Origin of the sequence: Pseudomonas sp. SLFW, assembly GCF_009905615.1 — a bacterium.
Taxonomy (GTDB): domain Bacteria; phylum Pseudomonadota; class Gammaproteobacteria; order Pseudomonadales; family Pseudomonadaceae; genus Aquipseudomonas; species Aquipseudomonas bambusae.
On sequence record NZ_JAAAKW010000014.1, the window covers coordinates 1 to 17,048 of the forward strand.

The 17,048-nt window shown below is 61.2% G+C and carries 14 protein-coding genes; 7 read left to right on the forward strand and 7 right to left on the reverse strand.

Annotated elements, in window-relative coordinates; translation table 11 throughout:
• The coding region (locus tag GVN17_RS21610; RefSeq protein ID WP_166597291.1) for an NAD(P)/FAD-dependent oxidoreductase at positions 1-961 on the forward strand (961 nt) is incomplete at its 5' end.
• Positions 962-1,101: 140 nt separating this feature from the next.
• On the opposite strand, the gene GVN17_RS21615 is transcribed toward GVN17_RS21610, so the two are convergent.
• Both GVN17_RS21615 and GVN17_RS21620 read right to left on the reverse strand, forming a co-directional pair.
• On the reverse strand, positions 1,102-2,319 hold the full coding sequence (locus tag GVN17_RS21615) for an MFS transporter (RefSeq protein WP_166597292.1): 1,218 nt from the start codon (positions 2,317-2,319) through the stop codon (positions 1,102-1,104).
• Between the two features lie 228 nt (positions 2,320-2,547).
• Complete coding sequence (locus tag GVN17_RS21620; RefSeq protein ID WP_218576350.1) at positions 2,548-3,957, reverse strand: amidase; 1,410 nt, start codon at positions 3,955-3,957, stop codon at positions 2,548-2,550.
• A 158-nt stretch (positions 3,958-4,115) separates the two neighbouring features.
• Here GVN17_RS21620 and GVN17_RS21625 point away from each other — a divergent pair, with 158 nt between their 5' ends.
• On the forward strand, positions 4,116-4,679 hold the full coding sequence (locus GVN17_RS21625) for a TetR/AcrR family transcriptional regulator (RefSeq protein WP_166597293.1): 564 nt from the start codon (positions 4,116-4,118) through the stop codon (positions 4,677-4,679).
• Between the two features lie 31 nt (positions 4,680-4,710).
• Here GVN17_RS21625 and GVN17_RS21630 read toward each other — a convergent pair whose 3' ends face one another.
• Together GVN17_RS21630 and GVN17_RS21635 are read right to left on the reverse strand one after the other, a co-directional pair.
• The gene (locus GVN17_RS21630) at positions 4,711-5,190 is read right to left on the reverse strand and encodes an LEA type 2 family protein (protein WP_166597294.1); all 480 of its coding nucleotides are present in this window, start codon (positions 5,188-5,190) and stop codon (positions 4,711-4,713) included.
• A 52-nt stretch (positions 5,191-5,242) separates the two neighbouring features.
• Positions 5,243-6,727, reverse strand: a complete 1,485-nt coding sequence (locus tag GVN17_RS21635; RefSeq protein ID WP_166597295.1) for a nucleobase:cation symporter-2 family protein — start codon at positions 6,725-6,727, stop codon at positions 5,243-5,245.
• A gap of 380 nt (positions 6,728-7,107) precedes the next feature.
• On the opposite strand from GVN17_RS21635, the gene GVN17_RS21640 reads away from it, so the two are divergent.
• From GVN17_RS21640 to GVN17_RS21655, 4 genes are all read left to right on the forward strand, one after another.
• Positions 7,108-7,404: a helix-turn-helix transcriptional regulator gene (locus GVN17_RS21640; protein ID WP_166597296.1), complete on the forward strand. Its 297-nt coding sequence runs from the start codon at positions 7,108-7,110 to the stop codon at positions 7,402-7,404.
• A gap of 119 nt (positions 7,405-7,523) precedes the next feature.
• The gene (locus GVN17_RS21645; protein WP_166597297.1) at positions 7,524-8,957 is read left to right on the forward strand and encodes an NAD-dependent succinate-semialdehyde dehydrogenase; all 1,434 of its coding nucleotides are present in this window, start codon (positions 7,524-7,526) and stop codon (positions 8,955-8,957) included.
• Between the two features lie 167 nt (positions 8,958-9,124).
• The gene (locus GVN17_RS21650; protein ID WP_166597298.1) at positions 9,125-10,594 is read left to right on the forward strand and encodes an MFS transporter; all 1,470 of its coding nucleotides are present in this window, start codon (positions 9,125-9,127) and stop codon (positions 10,592-10,594) included.
• A gap of 155 nt (positions 10,595-10,749) precedes the next feature.
• The gene (locus tag GVN17_RS21655) at positions 10,750-11,337 is read left to right on the forward strand and encodes a LysE family translocator (protein ID WP_166597299.1); all 588 of its coding nucleotides are present in this window, start codon (positions 10,750-10,752) and stop codon (positions 11,335-11,337) included.
• Here the strand turns inward: GVN17_RS21655 and GVN17_RS21660 are convergent, their stop codons facing one another.
• The gene (locus GVN17_RS21660) at positions 11,338-12,162 is read right to left on the reverse strand and encodes an AraC family transcriptional regulator (protein WP_166597300.1); all 825 of its coding nucleotides are present in this window, start codon (positions 12,160-12,162) and stop codon (positions 11,338-11,340) included.
• A 6-nt stretch (positions 12,163-12,168) separates the two neighbouring features.
• On the reverse strand, positions 12,169-13,812 hold the full coding sequence (locus GVN17_RS21665) for a phosphoethanolamine transferase (protein ID WP_166597301.1): 1,644 nt from the start codon (positions 13,810-13,812) through the stop codon (positions 12,169-12,171).
• 289 nt (positions 13,813-14,101) lie between these two features.
• Between GVN17_RS21665 and GVN17_RS21670 the strand changes: the two genes are divergently transcribed.
• A complete protein-coding gene (locus tag GVN17_RS21670; protein ID WP_166597302.1) occupies positions 14,102-14,713 on the forward strand; it encodes a glutathione S-transferase N-terminal domain-containing protein in 612 nt (203 codons plus the stop codon).
• 121 nt (positions 14,714-14,834) lie between these two features.
• Here GVN17_RS21670 and GVN17_RS21675 read toward each other — a convergent pair whose 3' ends face one another.
• Positions 14,835-16,763, reverse strand: coding sequence for a transglycosylase SLT domain-containing protein (locus tag GVN17_RS21675; RefSeq protein WP_166597303.1), 1,929 nt, complete (start codon positions 16,761-16,763; stop codon positions 14,835-14,837).
• Between the last annotated feature and the right edge of the window lie 285 nt (positions 16,764-17,048).

Sequence of the window (17,048 nt, forward strand, 5' to 3'; positions counted from 1 at the left end):
CATCGCCACCGGTTCGACACCCGTGGAAGTGCCGACGCTGCCGTTCGCGGGAGCGGTCATTTCGTCCACCGAAGCGCTGTCGCTGGCAGAGATTCCCAAGCGGCTGGTGGTGGTGGGCGGTGGCTACATCGGTCTGGAACTGGGCACGGCCTACGTCAAGTTAGGGGCAAAGGTGACGGTGGTCGAGGCCACCGCGCGCATCCTGCCGCAATACGACAAGGACCTGACGGCGCCGGTGTCCGCGCGCCTGGCGGCACTGGGCGTTGAGGTCTTGACCGAATCCAGAGCGGTGGGGTTGACGGAGGGCGGCGGGCTTTTGGTGGACACTCCCACTGGCCAGCGGGCGCTGGAGGCCAACAAGATTCTGGTCACCGTGGGCCGCACGCCACGCACCACAGGCTGGGGGCTGGAAAAACTGTCGCTGCGCATGAACGGGCGATTCATCCAGATTGACGACACCTGCCGCACGTCCATGAACGGGGTGTACGCCATCGGCGACGTGACCGGCGAGCCGATGCTGGCGCACCGAGCCATGGCGCAAGGCGAAATGGTCGCGGAAATCGCCGCCGGGCACAAAACACAATGGGACCGCCGCTGCATCCCGGCGGTGTGTTTCACCGACCCGGAAATCGTCACGGTGGGCCTGTTGCCGGGTGAAGCGGTGGCGCAGGGGATCGACATCCTCAACGCCAGTTTTCCGTTTCAGGCCAATGGCCGTGCCATGACTACCGAACGCGAGGACGGCTTCATCCGCGTTGTGGCGCGGGCGGACAACCACCTGCTGCTGGGTCTACAAGGCGTGGGCGCGGGCATATCGGAATTGTCGGCAGCGTTCGCGCTGTTGATCGAAACCGGTGCGCGGCTGGAGGATGTGGCGGGGACGGTGCATGCGCACCCGACCCAGGGCGAGGCCTTGCAGGAGGCGTGCCTGCGGGCACTGGGCAAGGCGATTCATCTGTGATGGATTGATCGGGTAGGAGGGAGCGAGAGAACGCGCAGTCAGGGCCAGTCCGTGACTGCGCTTTTTTTGCCTGGTCAGGCCCTGCCCAGGCTCGGGAGGAAGCCCAGGCCCAGCGTCAATCAACCGAGCCGGTATAGGCTTCAGTCTGGATGGCGATGATGCCGCCAATGAACGACGCCGGTGATCAGGGCGACGATCAGCAGCGCCGTCAGATACACGAGGCTGGTGTCGAAAAGGCCGAAGTGCCCCACGCCGAAGCCGGCGATGATCGGCGGCAGGCTGAGCGACAGGTAGCAAGCCACGAAAATGGCCGCGAACAATTCTGCGCGCTCATGGGCATCGGCCAACGGCGCCAGGGTTTGCAGGACCGCCGAGAACCCGGCGCCCGAACCGATGCCCGCCACCACGGTGCCTACGAAGAACGGCAACACACCGCTCCATGACAGCGCGCCAATGAGGATCGCCAGCCCCATGACGATGCCCAGTGCTCCCAGCGCCGCGCACAACGACGGGGAAAACAGGCGGCCCATGACCGCAGCCGCCACGGCTGCCGGGCCACAGAGCGCCGCGACGGTCAGGCCATTGAGCCCGGCGCTGTCGACCTTAAACACGCCGTGCAGGATCGACGGTGCCAACGACATGTACAGCCCGCACAGCGCCCAGATCGAAAGCAACAATGGCACGCTTCGAACGTAGGCACTCCGGGCGCGAGGCGTCACCGACACGCGAGGCATCAACGACGCCAGGGCGCCCGCCCGCCGACTTGAGGTTTCCGGCACGCGGGCAACGCCCACTGCGGCCAGCGGAAACACCACCGCCAGTGCGACGAACACGGTCACTTCTGGATGGCCAATCCAGTACATCGACAGCCCGGTGATCAATGAGCCCGTCGCCAACCCGGCCAGAGGCGCGATGCTGCTGAACAAGGCACCCGCCTTTTTCTGATGAATGGGTGCGGCTTCGACCACGGCGGCGGACAACGCGCCGCTGGCAATCCCCGTCGCCAGGCCCTGAAGACAGCGGGCGAAGATCAATTGCTGGATGTCACCGGCGTAGGCGAACAGCACCATCGCCAGCGTCTGCAGCAGTAGCGCGCCGACGATTACCGGTTTGCGGCCAATGTGATCGGACAGCGAGCCCGCGCTGAGCAGGGCGACCAGCAGGGTGATGGCGTAGGCGGAAAACGCCACGGTCAACAGGCCGGACGAAAACCCCCACTGATGTTGGAATACGACGAACAGCGGTGAAGGGGTGCTGGCTGCAAAAAAGTAAGCGAACAGCACCGTGGCCAGCAAAGGAAATGCGAACGCCCTGGCAGGGCGGACGAGCGATGGAGAGGGGTTACCGAGGTCTGACATTCCGGTCTCCTGAGCAGTGGACAAGGTTTAGTTTTCGAACGCGAATGGAGGGGTGAGTCATCAGCGACAGGCATGATATTACACATTAAATATAAGGCGTGTGTTCAAGGCGCCTGTCAGGCGTGAAATGAAATTGCCTGGGAGCATCGAGTGCGTCCCAGGCGGTGGGCTTCAACGTGATTGCTGAAGGATGACGTTCACCTGCGCGTTATACGCGCAGCGCCTGAGTCACAGGCTCGGCCAGGTATCCCCCAGACCACCACGACGTTCGAGCAACGCACCCAGTTGCAGGATCACGTCTTCGTTCAACCAGCGAGAGACCAGTTGGACGCTGATCGGCAGGCGCTCGGAACTCAAGGCGAACGGCACCGACAGCGCGGGCAGGCCGGTCAGGTTGAACGCCGAAGTGGCGCTCATCACGTGCAGCCACGAGACGGTCTGACCGTTGACGATCAGTTCTTGCGCGCCATGCGGCGTGGCGGTCATCGGGGTCACCGGGCACAGCAGGACATCGTACTGATCGAACCACGCGGCGAACGCTGAACGCAGGGCTTCGGCCTTGCGCAAGGCGGCGTTGAAGTCAGTGAACGAAGGGTCCGGCGAATCGTAGATGCCTTGGCCTACAGCGTGCAGATCGTGTTCGCGACCTTTGGCCAGTTTGCGGATTTCCGGGGCCAGTTCGGCGTAGACCATCAGCATCAGCGGGGAGAGCGGATCGTCGAGGAACGGCAGCGTGACTTCCTCGACGTCGCACCCGAGGGCCGCAAGTTGTGACGCGGCGGCTTTCACGGCGGCGGTGATTTCAGGATCGACCGGGCCGAACGCCGCGTCCGATACCCAACCCACACGAATGGTTTGCCCGGAAATGCGCGCCGTATCGGCGATCGCGGTTTTCGCGTGCACGGCATAACCGTCAGCGCCATCAGGGCCTTTGAGCAGCGAGTAGGCGAGGGCTACGTCGCGCACGGTTCGGGCCATCGGACCGACGTGCCACCATTGCGAAGTGACGGTTGGGAAGTGACCGCTGTAAGGAATGCGGCCGTGGGTGGCTTTCAACGCCGCGATGCCGGTGAAGGCGGCCGGGCCACGGACCGAAATGGCGACGTCACTGCCAATGCCCAGCGGCGACATGCCCGCAGCGATGGCGGCGGATTCGCCACCGGACGAGCCGCCCGGCGTGCGGTCCAGATTCCACGGGTTGTTGGTGCGACCGGTGAGCAGGTTGTCGGATTCGGTCCAGGTGGAGAACTCCGGCAGATTGGTTTTCGCGAGGATGATGCCGCCTGCGCTTTTCAGACGGGCGACGGTGGAAGCGTCTTGAGTCGGCACGTTACCGGCGAAGAAACGCGAGCCGCGCTGGGTCAGGATGCCCGCGGTGTCCAGCGCGTCTTTAACGGTGAAGGGAACGCCATGAAGCGGGCCGGTGGCGTCACCGCGAGCGAGGGCTTTGTCCGCCTGATCCGCTGCGGCCAGTGCGCCTTCAACGTTGAGGGTCACGATGGCGTTGATTTTCGGGTTTACCGCTTCGATGCGATCAAGGTGCGCTTTCACGACCTCGACTGAAGACAGTTCACGATTGCGGATCAGGCTGGCGAGTTGTGTGGCGTCGGATGAAGTGATTTCATTTTTCACAGTCATGTTTCCCATGAGATTCAACAAGGATATGATCGCCGGGATATTCCTACCGATCACTTGGTAGGGCAGATGCTAGGCGTCATTACACAAGGCTGTCAAGCCTATACCTAGCAGTTGGTAGGCTTTTTTGTTAACGTGGCGGCTGATCAGTGGAGACGGCTATGAGCATCAATTCTCGTGAAGCAATTTTGGCGGCTGCCAGGCTCGCCGGGCAGGCGCACGGCTACAACGGCCTGAATTTCCGTGACCTGGCGACCGAAGTGGGGATCAAGGCCGCGAGCCTGTATCACCACTTTCCGAGCAAGGCGGACCTGGGCGTGGCGGTTGCCAGGCGTTATTGGGAAGACGCGGGCGCCGCGCTGGACGCGATGTACGCGGAGCTGGAAGACCCTGTCGAGTGCCTTCGCCGCTACCCCGGCACCTTCCGCGTGGCGCTGGAAACGGGGAACCGCATGTGCATGTGCAGCTTCATGGCGTCCGAATACGACGACCTGCCGCCGAATGTGCAGACCGAGGTGCAGGTGTTCGCAGACGTCAACGTGGCGTGGCTGAGCAAGATGCTGGTGTTGGCCGGTCTTGTGGATGAGGCCAGTGCCGAACGGCGAGCCTTTTCGATTTTCTCTGGCATTTCCGGTGCGCAGTTGAGCGCCCGGGGGCGGGCGGACATCTCGCTGTATGACGCCATCGTCGATGACTATCGGTCGATTGGATTGCTGCCGCGCTGAAGCCTGGGCTCAGCGCTCAATTGAGGAGCGCTTACCAGCTCCCGCTCGCCGGTTGCGGCAGGCTCAGCGTGCCGCTGTCGTAGAAGCGCATGGTCCCGAACAGGCCGCCTGCCAGTTTGCCGTGCAGTTCATACGGCAGATTGTCCAGACGCTGTTGTTCGGTCAGGCCCACCGCCTGGCGGAGCGCGGCGAAGGCCGATACGGTCACCGGTACAGTCAGCACACCTTCAGAAAACCGCGTGATCGTGCCTTTTTGGTCACTGACGCCGGACGCCAGCAGCTTGCCGTTAACATCGAGGTTCAGCGCCACGCCGTCATAGGGAATGTCGACGTCGTTGGGGTTTTGCAGGCGCAGTTTGACGGCGAAGCGAATTTCCAGGTCCTGACCCGGCAGCGGTTCGATGCCTACCACATTGATGTTCAGCGGATCGCGATTGGGAAACAGCGCGCAGGCGCTCAAGGCCAGAATCAGCAGGCAGGCGAACAGCGAACGGATTGGGCGTAGCGGCATTGGGGACTCCAGTGGCGAGGCAGAGCGGGAGAGGGCTCCCGCTCAGTTAAGCCTAGCGTTCCAACTGTGCGACCGCGTGTGGCGAGAGAGGTTCTGTCTCCGGGGCTTTTGACGGGTCTTGCAACACCTTCATCGTCGAGGCTTCCGGGTCGAACTCGGTGACCTCGTCTTCCCTATGTTCTTCCGGCAGAAAGATGTTGAGCAGGATCGCGCAGAAGGCGCCCACTGTGATCGGCGATTCGAAGATGTTGTGCAGCGCCTTTGGCAACTCGCGCAGGACTTCAGGCACCGCCGCCACACCCAGGCCCATCCCCAGTGAAATCGCCACGATCAGCATGTTGCGCCGATGCAGCCCGGCTTCGGACAGAATCTTGATCCCGGCCACTGCCACGGTGCCGAACATGATCAGCGTCGCGCCACCGAGCACCGGCTTTGGCATCAATTGCAGCACGGCGCCGATGATCGGGAACAGGCCCAGCAGCACCAGAATCCCGGCGATGAAAAACGCCACGTAACGGCTGGCCACGCCGGTCAGCTGGATCACGCCGTTGTTCTGGGCGAACGTCACCATCGGCAGGCTGTTGAACGTCGCGGCCATGGCCGAGTTGAGGCCGTCGGCCAGGAGACCCGATTTGATCCGGCGGATGTACACCGGGCCGCTCACAGGCTGCTGGGAAATCATCGAGTTGGCCGTCAGGTCGCCCGCCGCTTCCAACGGGGAGACCAGAAAGATCACCGCAATCGGGATGAATGCCAGCAGGTCGAAGGAAAAGCCGTACTTGAACGGCACCGGAATGCTCATCACCGGCACCTGCGGCATGTGCGCGAAATCAATCCGGCCCATGTACCACGCCACCAGAAAGCCCAGCGTCAGCCCGATGATGATCGCGCTCAGGCGCAGCAGCGGAATATTGAAACGGTTGAGGACCACAATCGTGACCAGCACCAGTGCGGCCAGTCCGAGGTTGGCGGCCGAGCCAAGGTCCGTGGCGCCGAAGCCGCCCGCCATGTCGGTCATTGCCACTTTGAGCAATGACAGGCCCATCAGTGTGATGATCGTGCCGGTCACCACCGGAGTGATCAGCTTGCGCAATTTGCCGATGAACTGGCTCAGCACCACCTCGACGAACGCGGCGCAGAAACACACGCCGAAGATGGTCGAGAGGATTTCGTCGGTGCCACCTCCGCGACTTTTCACCAGAAAACCGGCACTGAGGATCACGCTGAGAAAGGAGAAACTGGTGCCTTGCAAACACAACAAGCCCGAGCCGATGGGGCCGAAGCGTTTGGCCTGCACGAACGTGCCGAGGCCGGACACGAACAACGCCATGCTGATCAGGTAGGGCACTTCGCTGTCCAGACCCAGCACGCCGCCGACGATCAGGGTCGGGGTGATGATGCCGACGAAGCTGGCGAGCACGTGTTGCAGTGCGGCGAAGATCGCGGCCGTGAAGTGCGGGCGGTCGTTGAGCCCGTAAATCAGGTCGGTTTTTCTGGCGGTCGGGCGCGAAGGGGAACTGCTTTGAGGTGTGGTCATGGTTAGCCTGCCAATTGTTTTTATTCGGTCGTGGGCTTTGCAAGTGACGCAGTCCGAACCTGTACACAAAATCTGTCTAGCAGGTCAGGTTTTCGACTCTACAACATGTCCACATATCTAAAAACAATTATTACGAAAATTGTGTACAAAAAATTGGATTGAGTTGGCTGCATGACCTGTAAGAAAAGGGCGCGCAGAATGCCAGAAAATACTTCGCGGGTGTGCGCAACGCGCTTATTCTGTCGAGACTGAACCTTGATATGCTGTTTGGCGTCTCAACTGACACTTGTTTTTCATCGGGAGTCGGTCATGTCCGGGGCGACGACTCTCACAATAAGAAGTCTCGACAAGGAGGTTTCAACTGGGGTGTAACGATCTTCATGAGCACGGCACATCAATTGTCATTGACCGACCAACAAGTCGCACTGATTTCCAGGGCGCTCGCCGACCGTCGGCGTTATCAGATTCTGCTTCAGATCAGTGCCTCCACAGAGGCCGTGCCTTGCGCCGCGCTGCTCAAGGTCCACCCCGTCAGCGCGGCGACCGTGTCCCATCACACAAAAGAACTTGAGCGCGCGGGGCTGATTTCTACTGTGCGTGAAGGCAAGTACGCCAGTTTCGTGATGCAGCGCGAAGTGCTTCAGGCGTATGCGCAGCAGTTGATGCAACTCGGCTAGACCTTCCTCGTCAGACATCTTATGAATTCGCCTTGATCGTTCAAGGCATATGCCTGTAAGTTTGTCCGCCACGCTATTTCCATTGCCACGCCTCGTGATGGCGCATCCGGAGTTTTCTCATGTACCCAGACGTTCAGCTTTATATCGACGGCCAATGGCGCGCCAGTGAAAACGGTCGCACCCTCGCGGTCATCAACCCGGCCACCGGCGACACCCTGGGCACTGTCGCCCATGCCGACATTGCCGATCTGGACAAAGCCCTCGCCGCAGCCGAGCGCGGTTTCGAAACCTGGCGCAGCACCCCGGCCTATGACCGCTACAAAATCATGCAGAAAGCCGCGAACCTGTTGCGCGAGCGCGTTGACAATATCGCCAGCATCATGACCCAGGAACAGGGCAAACCACTGGCCGAAGCGCGCATGGAAACCCTGGCCGCTGCTGACATTATCGACTGGCTCGCTGAAGAAGGCCGCCGCGCCTATGGCCGTCTGGTGCCGTCGCGCAACGCGTCCGTCGAGCAGAAAGTCATCAAGGAGCCGGTGGGTCCGGTCGCGGCTTTCACTCCCTGGAACTTCCCGATCAACCAAGTCGTGCGCAAACTGTCCTCCGCGCTGGCGGCCGGTTGCTCGATCATCGTCAAGGCCCCTGAAGAAACCCCGGCATCGCCTGCCGAGCTGATCCGCGCCTTCATTGACGCAGGCGTGCCGGCAGGTGTGATCGGCTTGGTCTTTGGTGATCCGGCACAGATTTCCAGCTACCTGATCGCGCACCCGATCATCAAGAAAGTCACCTTCACCGGTTCCACCCCGGTGGGCAAGCAACTGGCCGCCCTGGCCGGTCAGCACATGAAGCGCGCCACCATGGAACTGGGCGGTCACGCCCCGGCGCTGGTGTTCGATGACGCGGACCTGGACCTCGCAGCCCGCACATTAGCAGGCGCCAAATTCCGTAACGCGGGCCAGGTGTGCGTGTCGCCTACGCGTATCCTCGTGCAGCGTGGCGTTTATGAGCAGTTCATCGAGAAGTTCGTGGGCCTGACCCATGAGGTGAAGGTGGGCAACGGTCTGGAACAGGGCGTGACCATGGGGCCGTTGGCCAACGAACGTCGTGCCCCGGCCCTGACCTCGCTGGTGAAGGATGCGGCTGACAAAGGCGCCAAACTGCACACCGGCGGCCAATCGGTCGACGGTCCGGGCTATTTCTTCCAGCCGACGGTGCTCAGCGGCCTGACCACCGAGATGCGCATCATGAACGAAGAGCCGTTCGGGCCAGTCGCGCTGATCGTGCCGTTCGACACCGTTGAAGACGCGGTAAAAGAATCCAACCGCGTGCCGTTTGGTCTGGCGTCGTATGCGTTCACCACCTCGATGAAAACCGCACACATCCTCAGCACCCGGATCGAGGCTGGCATGCTGTCGATCAACCATCAGGGCATCGGTCTGGTGGAAGTGCCGTTCGGCGGGATCAAGGATTCCGGCTACGGTTCGGAAGGCGGGACCGAGGCCATTGAGGCGTACCTGAACACCAAGCTGGTGACGGTGTTCAATCTGTGAGATTGCGCTGAACCAGGGAAGCCCACCATCTGGTGGGCTTTTTTGTGGGTGTCTCTCACAACGGTTACGGCAGGGGCCCGGCGCCGGTCCGGCAATTCGCTGAACTCCTGTCCGGCCCCCGAACTCTCACCCTCAGATCATCCCGATCTGTGGAGCAGGGATTCACCATGACCGTCGCGAGCGTCGATTCAGCAGCGGAGCAGGCCAAGGGCAGGGTGTTTGAAACCGACCTTCCGTCGCGTCTGGACCGCTTGCCGTGGGGCGGTTTCCACACATTGCTGGTGTTTGCCCTCGGCATCACCTGGCTGCTCGACGGTCTTGAGGTCACGCTGGCTGGGTCGGTATCAGGGGCGCTGAAAGAGAGCCCGGTGCTGCGCCTGAACAACGCCGACATTGGGTTGGCGGGTGGCGCCTACATCTGCGGCGCCGTCCTGGGGGCGCTGTTTTTTGGTTGGCTGACCGACCGCCTTGGGCGACGCAAGCTGTTCTTCATCACCCTGGCCCTCTACATCTGCGCCACGGCCGCCACGGCGTTTTCGTTCAGCCTGTGGAGCTTCATGCTGTTCCGGTTCCTGACCGGGATGGGCATCGGTGGCGAATACACGGCGATCAATTCGACCATCCAGGAATTCACCCCGGCGCGGTTTCGCGGCTGGGTCGATCTGACCATCAACGGCACCTTCTGGATCGGGGCGGCGCTCGGGGCGGGCGGCTCGATCATTTTGCTGGACCCTGGCTGGATCGGCGGCGACCTGGGCTGGCGCTTGTGCTTCGGCATCGGTGCGTTGCTCGGGCTGGTGATTTTGCTGATGCGCCTGTGGCTGCCAGAAAGCCCACGCTGGTTGCTGATCCATGGCCAGGCCGAAGAAGCAAAAGCCATCGTCGAAGGCATCGAAGCGCGCTTTCGTGAGCAAGGCCATGACCTGCCTGAGCCGAGTGGAAAAAAACTGCGCCTGCATGCGCGGGATCACACGCCGTTACGGGAAATCTTCGACACGCTGTTCAACACCTATCGCCAGCGCGCATTGGTCGGCCTGACGCTGCTGACCGCGCAGGCGTTTTTCTACAACGCGATCTTCTTTACCTATGCGTTGGTGCTGACCGAGTTTTATCAGGTGCCGTCAGCGTCGATTGGCTGGTACGTGTTGCCGCTGGCACTGGGGAATTTCTGCGGACCGTTGCTGCTGGGCAGGCTGTTTGACGTGGTAGGGCGGCGGGTCATGATCAGCCTGACGTATGCGGTGTCGGCCGTGCTGCTGAGCATCAGCGGCTACCTGTTCGAACAAGGCGTGCTCAACGTCACCCAGCAAGCCATTGCCTGGATGATCATCTTTTTCTTTGCCTCGGCAGCGGCCAGTTCGGCTTACCTCACTGTGGCCGAAACCTTCCCGCTGGAAATCCGTGCGCTGGCGATTGCGGTGTTCTATGCGTTCGGCACCGCGCTGGGCGGGATTGTCGGACCGACGCTGTTTGGCGAGTTAATCGACAGCCATGAGCGGGGGCCGGTGTTCATCGGTTACCTGATCGGCGCCGCGTTGATGTTGCTGGCGGCGGCGGTACAGGCGATCTGGGGCGTGGCGTCCGAGCGCAAATCGTTGGAAGACGTCGCTCGACCGTTGTCGCAGGCGAGTGATTAACCGCAGTAGACCCGCGCGTTTGATTCTGGCCGAAGGCCGTAGGAGTCGGACCTCACACGGGTGAGCATGGCAGGCACTGGTCAGTTTTCTTCAATACCGCCCCCAACCCCACCCGTTACTGTCTGCGCTCATTCATTGAACGGAGAAGGGCGGTAATGAACCTGATGATTTCCATGGCGGCGTTTGCCCTTGCGGCGTCAATTTCCCCCGGCCCAGTGAACGTCGTGGCGCTCAGTTCCGGGGCGCAGTTCGGTTTGGGGGCGAGTCTGCGGCACGTGCTGGGCGCGACGGTGGGCTTTGTCGTGCTGTTGGTGTTCACCGGGTTTGGCCTGCACGAAGTGCTTCGCCAATACCCCGTGCTGACCGATTTGATCCGTTGGGCCGGGATGGCGTTTCTGATCTACCTCGCCTGGAAACTGGCGATGGACGATGGTCACCTGAACCTCGACAAACCCACTCACGCCCCCTCGTTCTGGCACGGCGCCGCGATGCAATGGCTCAACCCCAAGGCCTGGCTCGCGGCAGTGGCGGGAATGGGGGCGTTCGTGGCGGACGGAGAGGCGCGGCTGATCGGGCTGTTTGCGCTGATCTACTTCGTGGTCTGCTACCTGTCCGTCGGCTGCTGGGCCTATGCCGGGGCGTTTCTCGGCCCTTGGCTGCGCAGCCCTCGACGGATTCGCCTGTTCAATCGGAGCATGTCGGCGCTGTTGGCCGGGTGTGCGGTGTCACTGCTGTACGTCTGATCACTGACGGTACTGACCCGGGGTCGCCGCCAGGTGTTTCTTGAACACCCGTTGAAAGTGCGCCTGATCAGCAAAGCCGCTCTGCTGGGCGATGTCGGCCAAGGTGTCGCCCTGACGCACTTGCGCCTGGGCGTGCTGGACGCGGCGGTTGATCAGATAGGCGTGGGGCGTCATGTGGTAATGCTGCTCGAAGGCGCGAATCAGATAGGCCTCTGACACGTTCGCCGCCTGGCAGATTTCCTCCAGCCGGATCGCCCGAAGAAAGTGCTGATTGATGTACTGCGCAGCGCGTTCCACCTTCAGATTGACCTTCTTCAACGGCACATCGGTCCCGCCCAGCCGTTGCTGCATCTGGGTGAAATACGCGACGGCGGCTTCGTGTTTCTCCAGCGAGTCCAGCGTCGGGTCGATCAAGGTCCGGTGCAGCGCCAACAACCCCGTGAACAGTACAGGATCGGCACTGGAAATGGCCGGAATCGCCCGAAACCCCTCGACCCCGCACGCCTGCTGCACCCGGCCCAACCACTGCGCATCGACGTAAAACATGATGTACGACCAAGGCTGGTCGTCGATCGGGTTGCAGGCATGCACGTCGCCAGGGTTCATCAACACAACGGTGCCGGTGCTGATGGTCTGGCAGGTCTTTTCGTGCAGGTACGTGCTGTGCCCGGAGGTGATCGCACCGATGGAAAACACGTCGTGGGAGTGCCGGGAATAGCAGACCTTACGGCCATCGGCGATGGAGCGGGCTTCGATGAAAGGCAATTGCGCGTCCCGCCAGAACACCGGAGTCGCTGAGGGGCTTACCGGGTTCTGGAGGGGCATGTCAGGTCATCCTTTGCTGTGTTTGCAGCTGTGGAATATATCCAGAGCCGGCTGGTATTCGGTGGTGTTGACGCCGAGCAAGCCTAGCACCGAATGAAACATGTAGTCATGGCTCAGGTCGGGCTGGTTCTGCTTGGCGGCGAGGCAGCTGCGATCGACGCCCGCGTCTTCCAGTGTGGCGTTGCCGAACCACATGACCATTGGCACGTGGGTCTGCGCGCTCGGGGCGATGGCGTAAGGGGCGGCATGGAGGTAGATGCCGTTTTCGCCCAGCGACTCGCCGTGGTCAGAGACGTAGATCATCGACGTGTCGACCTTGTCCTGATTGCGCTTGAGGAGCTCGATGGTCTGCGACAGGAAGTGGTCGGTGTAGAGAATCGTGTTGTCGTACACATTCTTCAGCTCGTCCGAGGTGCAACTGCCCAGTTGATTGGTGTGGCAGACCGGCGTGAAGCGCTCCAGGGATTTCGGGTAGCGGTCATAGTATTCCGGGCCGTGGCTGCCGTCGGAATGCAGGACGATGATCGCGTTGTCCTTGAGCGAGTCGATGTACGCCTGCAAGCCTACCAACAGCGATTCATCCAGGCAGTTCTGGCCGTCGCAGAAGGGGCTGGGCTGGTTTTTCGGAATGTCGCTGTGGGGCACGCGCAGGCAGGTGCCTTTGCAATCGCTGTTGTTGTCCAGCCACACCACCTTCAAACCCGCCCGTTGCAGCATGTCCAGCAGGCCCTCATAGATCTTGCCTTTCTTGTCGCTGTAATCGCTGCGCGGGAATTTGGAGAACATGCACGGCACCGAGACTGCCGTGGAGGTGCCGCAGGACGCCACCTGGGTGAAGTTGAGAATGTCCTGCTTCTTCAATTCCGGGTTGGTCTCGCGGGCGTAGCCGTTGAGCGAGAAATGGTCGGCGCGGGCGGTTTCGCCGACGACGAAAATCATCAGGCTTTTCTTCGGCCGCGCCTGCGCTTCGGGGCTGAGAACCGAGTCGGTGCCCACGGTCTGGATCTTGACCGTTTCCTTGATCGCCACGGTCTGCTTGGTCAGCTTGCCAATGGCGTAGATGTAGTTGGTCGGGTTGATAAAGTGGGTGAGCTTGTCTTCGTCACGAAAGATCGGGGCGTAGGTCGAGTAGAACGGCCCCACGGCGGCCGCGATCACCAGCACGCAGCCGATGCAGACCAGCACTTTGTTGATCAGCCCCGGCAGCACGCGGCGGTAGGTGACCGGGATCAGCCAGATCACCGCAATCGGCAACGCGCCAAGCAGGCCCAGATAAAGGAAGAGCCTGCCGCTGAGCAGCGCCTTCGCTTCGCCCGGGTTGGTTTCCAGCACGTTCTGCATCATCACCGTGTCGATGGTGATGCCGTAAGTGTTCATGAAATACGCGGCGGCCGCCGAACACATCGCCACCAGACTCAGCACCGGCTTGAGCGTCGGCCGGAAGGAGAACGGCGTCAGCAGCAGCGTGATCGCCGCCCACAGGAAAAACGCGAAAGAGACATAAAACGCGACGACCTTAATCCCTTGCAGCTGCGTCAGACCGACCAGTGCGTGCCAGGTGGCGAGGTTGTAAAACACCACAAGACACAGGGAAAACAACATGACCAGGCGGGTGGAGGTGACGACGGGCAGTTTTGAACGTATTTCCATATGACGAACGACTCGGAGCGGGTCTGGGGGTGCATTTCACGTCAAGCGATCCCTGCGACGTGCACGTCAGACAGGCCTGCCGAACAGGCAAGCGGGTTGATGGATAACGGGGATCGCGCGGAGTTTTTCAGAACGTTTGTGAAGACTTCGTGAATACAGCGTAGACGGCGTGTTACGAATTGAAATGTTTTCCCAGGCTGTACGTTGCGGCCTTGAGCGCTTCAGCTAGCCTGCGAAGGATCGTTGTCGAAACCCGTCAATCGGGAGGCACGCCTATAGGAGGCAGGGGATGAAGCTCATCGGAATGCTGGATTCGCCTTATGTGCGGCGGGTTGCGGTCAGCCTCAAACGAATGGGGATCGCGTTCGAGCATGAGTCGGTGTCGGTGTATCAGGGCATGGCGCGTTTCAGCGAGATCAATCCGGTGATCAAAGCGCCGACGTTCGTCACCGATGATGGGCAAGTGTTGATGGAGTCGAGCCTGATTCTGGACTACGTGGAGTTTTTGCAAGGGCCCGGCAAGGGATTAATGCCCTTGACGCTGGCAGAGCGGACGCAAACGTTACGGCTGACGGGGCTGGCGTTGGTGGCCTATGAAAAGGCGGTGCAGATTCATTACGAACGTAACCTGCGGCCTGCGGAGCGTCAGCATGGGCCGTGGCTGGAGCGGGTGAGTGGGCAGTTGAAGACCGCTTGCGGTGAGCTTGAACGGGAACTGATGGCGCGGCCGTTGAGCGCGGGACGGGATATCGGGCAGGACGGGATCAGTATCGCGGTGGGCTGGTCATTCATTCAGCTGGTCGTAGGCGATCAAGTGAGCGGCGAGGCGTTTCCGGTGCTGGCAGGGTTTAGTGCAGAAGCAGAAGCGCTGGAAATTTTTCGAACATTGCCGATGGTTTGAAACGGGTGCTCTGGCTCCGGGAGCGGCTTCGCCGACGTTGGGGGTCGCACGGGCCGTGACGTGATGGAGGGAGGATCAGTCACTGCCGAAACGCCTGATCCCCCCGCTTACACCCTATCCATCACAGGTCATCAAAAAACCGTTCATGCCAGTCCACCAAGGGCTGCGGTGCATTGAGCTTTTGACCGTAGATCACCGCATAGGACAGCACGTTCTGCACGTATTGGCGGGTTTCGTCGAACGGAATGCTCTCGACCCACACGTCGAACGCCAAGTGATTCGCACCTTTCAGCCATTGCCGCACGCGGCCCGGACCAGCGTTATAGGCCGCCGACGCCAGCACCCGGTTACCGTTGAACTGCCCATGAATCTGGCTCAGGTACGCCGCACCCAACTGAATGTTGGTGTCCGGGTCCAGTACCTGGGCGGGGGAGGCCAGCGGAATGCTGAACTTGCGCGCCGTCTCTTTCGCGGTGGCAGGCATGAGTTGCATCAGGCCACTGGCGCCAACGCCGGAGCGAGCATCGTCCATGAACGCGCTTTCCTGACGGGTGATCGCGAACACCCAACTGGCGTGCAGGCCCCGAACCTGCGCCTCACGCACGAGGGTGTCGCGGTGGGCCATCGGGAAGCGGATGTCCAGATCATCCCAATACTGCGCCTGACTGATGGTACGAATCGCCGGGAAGTACCAGCCCATGTCATACGCCAGCTTCGCTTGGGCGACCATCTCGTCGCGGCTGAAGTGACGCGTCACGTGGTACCACTCACGGCGTCCGTTGACGACTTCCCCACGCTGGTAGAACTCCAGCGCACGGCGCACGCCCGCCGTATTGCGGACCTTATTCAGGGTTGCCTGCGTCAGCGGCAGCGGCTTGTTGTTCAGCATGTACGGCGTCTGGGTACGGTCTGCGGCGAGGAAACCGTAGAAATCCCGCTCCTTCGCCACGGCTTTGTACATGGCGGGCAACAACGGACTGTTCGGCTGTGACAGCTCCAGCGAACGGGCCTGCCAGTAACGCCAGCGGTTGGTGGTCGCCAGGTCCTGCGGCAGACGACGGGTCAGCTCATAGGCGTCATTCCAGCGGCCCAGACGCAGCAACAAGCGCAGGCGCCATTCGGTGACGGTGTCGTCACGCAGGTCCGGGTCGTACTTGGTCATCAGCGGAAGGGCGCGATCGTCGTAGCTGCGGGCGAGGGTCAGGCCGATTTCCTTGGCGATCTGCACCTGTTCTTCGTGAGAAAAGCGCAGCATGGGCGAATAGCTGTCGAGCAATTCCATGGCCCGCTGCGGGTCCTGTTTTGCCAAGCGGCGCAGGCCCAGGCCGACCACGTCGGACATGGCTTCATCGGCCGGCATGAACTGGCCCTGATTGTTCACCATTTCCGGCTTCTGCGCCACGGCGATCAGCAAACGACCCTGAGGAGCGAGGGTGGTCATGCTGTTGACCAACTGGTTGGCCAATGAATAGTTACGCGTTTGCGCGGCCAGTTTGGCGCGCTGCCAGCGTTTCTGTTCGGTCAACTGGCCTTCGACGGCCCATTGGGTGAAGAACGTGTCGCACGCTGTCGGGAGCGTCTTACCGGTCATCCAGAGCTTTTCGGCGTTGGCGTAGCCTTCAGAGCGCATGTTGTGGCTGAGCTGGTAGGAGCCGTACAGGCAGTCCAGCTCGGTGAAATTGAGCTTGGGGTCGTAATATTTGACGAACGGTTGCCAGTCACCCCGCGAGGCGAGCAGTCGAAGCCAGCGCAGCTTCATGAAGTTGGCCTGTGGCAGGTCGCCATGCTCGGCCAGGAAACGCTCGACCTCGTCGTTGCTCGCGGTGTTGAGGCGGGCCGTGAGTTCGTCGTAGGCGAGGTACGGCTCAAGGGGATAATCCGCCAGGGCCGCGCCGTACATGCGATACGGCCCGGCATCGCCCTTGGCCAGCGCGCGTTTGGCCTGATCGTAATATTGACGTTGGGTGGTGATATCGACCGCTTGGACGGACTGGGCGGCGGTGGCCGACAGAAGCAGGCAGGACAAAAGGCTGAACAAACGACTGCGCATGAGACTTCCGTGCAGATGAACCGTGAAAAGTGCCGCTAGCTTAGCCTGTTGCCTGCGTGGGTTGAAGCGCGAAGGTGGTGGGGGTGAGGGGATGGAAACAAATGGTTGTAGTTTAAGGGGCTCGCTTGGGATTCTTACTCTGATGCCCTTCGGGCCTGATCGCGAGCAAGCTCACTCCTACATTTTTTGCAACGCGCCGCATTCTGTTGGACCGCGTTGTGAGCCTTTGGTGTTCCAGATCAATATCCCGTTAACCCAAAGGCTCCCAACTCGGTCCATCAGGCC

What these genes read in the sequence shown, in the direction of transcription:
- GVN17_RS21615 (WP_166597292.1), bottom strand. Translation starts at nt 2,319, where the DNA reads ATGTCAGACCTCGGTAACCCCTCTCCATCGCTCGTCCGCCCTGCCAGG.
- GVN17_RS21620 (WP_218576350.1), bottom strand. Translation starts at nt 3,957, where the DNA reads ATGACTGTGAAAAATGAAATCACTTCATCCGACGCCACACAACTCGCC.
- GVN17_RS21625 (WP_166597293.1), top strand. Translation starts at nt 4,116, where the DNA reads ATGAGCATCAATTCTCGTGAAGCAATTTTGGCGGCTGCCAGGCTCGCC.
- GVN17_RS21630 (WP_166597294.1), bottom strand. Translation starts at nt 5,190, where the DNA reads ATGCCGCTACGCCCAATCCGTTCGCTGTTCGCCTGCCTGCTGATTCTG.
- GVN17_RS21635 (WP_166597295.1), bottom strand. Translation starts at nt 6,727, where the DNA reads ATGACCACACCTCAAAGCAGTTCCCCTTCGCGCCCGACCGCCAGAAAA.
- GVN17_RS21640 (WP_166597296.1), top strand. Translation starts at nt 7,108, where the DNA reads ATGAGCACGGCACATCAATTGTCATTGACCGACCAACAAGTCGCACTG.
- GVN17_RS21645 (WP_166597297.1), top strand. Translation starts at nt 7,524, where the DNA reads ATGTACCCAGACGTTCAGCTTTATATCGACGGCCAATGGCGCGCCAGT.
- GVN17_RS21650 (WP_166597298.1), top strand. Translation starts at nt 9,125, where the DNA reads ATGACCGTCGCGAGCGTCGATTCAGCAGCGGAGCAGGCCAAGGGCAGG.
- GVN17_RS21655 (WP_166597299.1), top strand. Translation starts at nt 10,750, where the DNA reads ATGAACCTGATGATTTCCATGGCGGCGTTTGCCCTTGCGGCGTCAATT.
- GVN17_RS21660 (WP_166597300.1), bottom strand. Translation starts at nt 12,162, where the DNA reads ATGCCCCTCCAGAACCCGGTAAGCCCCTCAGCGACTCCGGTGTTCTGG.
- GVN17_RS21665 (WP_166597301.1), bottom strand. Translation starts at nt 13,812, where the DNA reads ATGGAAATACGTTCAAAACTGCCCGTCGTCACCTCCACCCGCCTGGTC.
- GVN17_RS21670 (WP_166597302.1), top strand. Translation starts at nt 14,102, where the DNA reads ATGAAGCTCATCGGAATGCTGGATTCGCCTTATGTGCGGCGGGTTGCG.
- GVN17_RS21675 (WP_166597303.1), bottom strand. Translation starts at nt 16,763, where the DNA reads ATGCGCAGTCGTTTGTTCAGCCTTTTGTCCTGCCTGCTTCTGTCGGCC.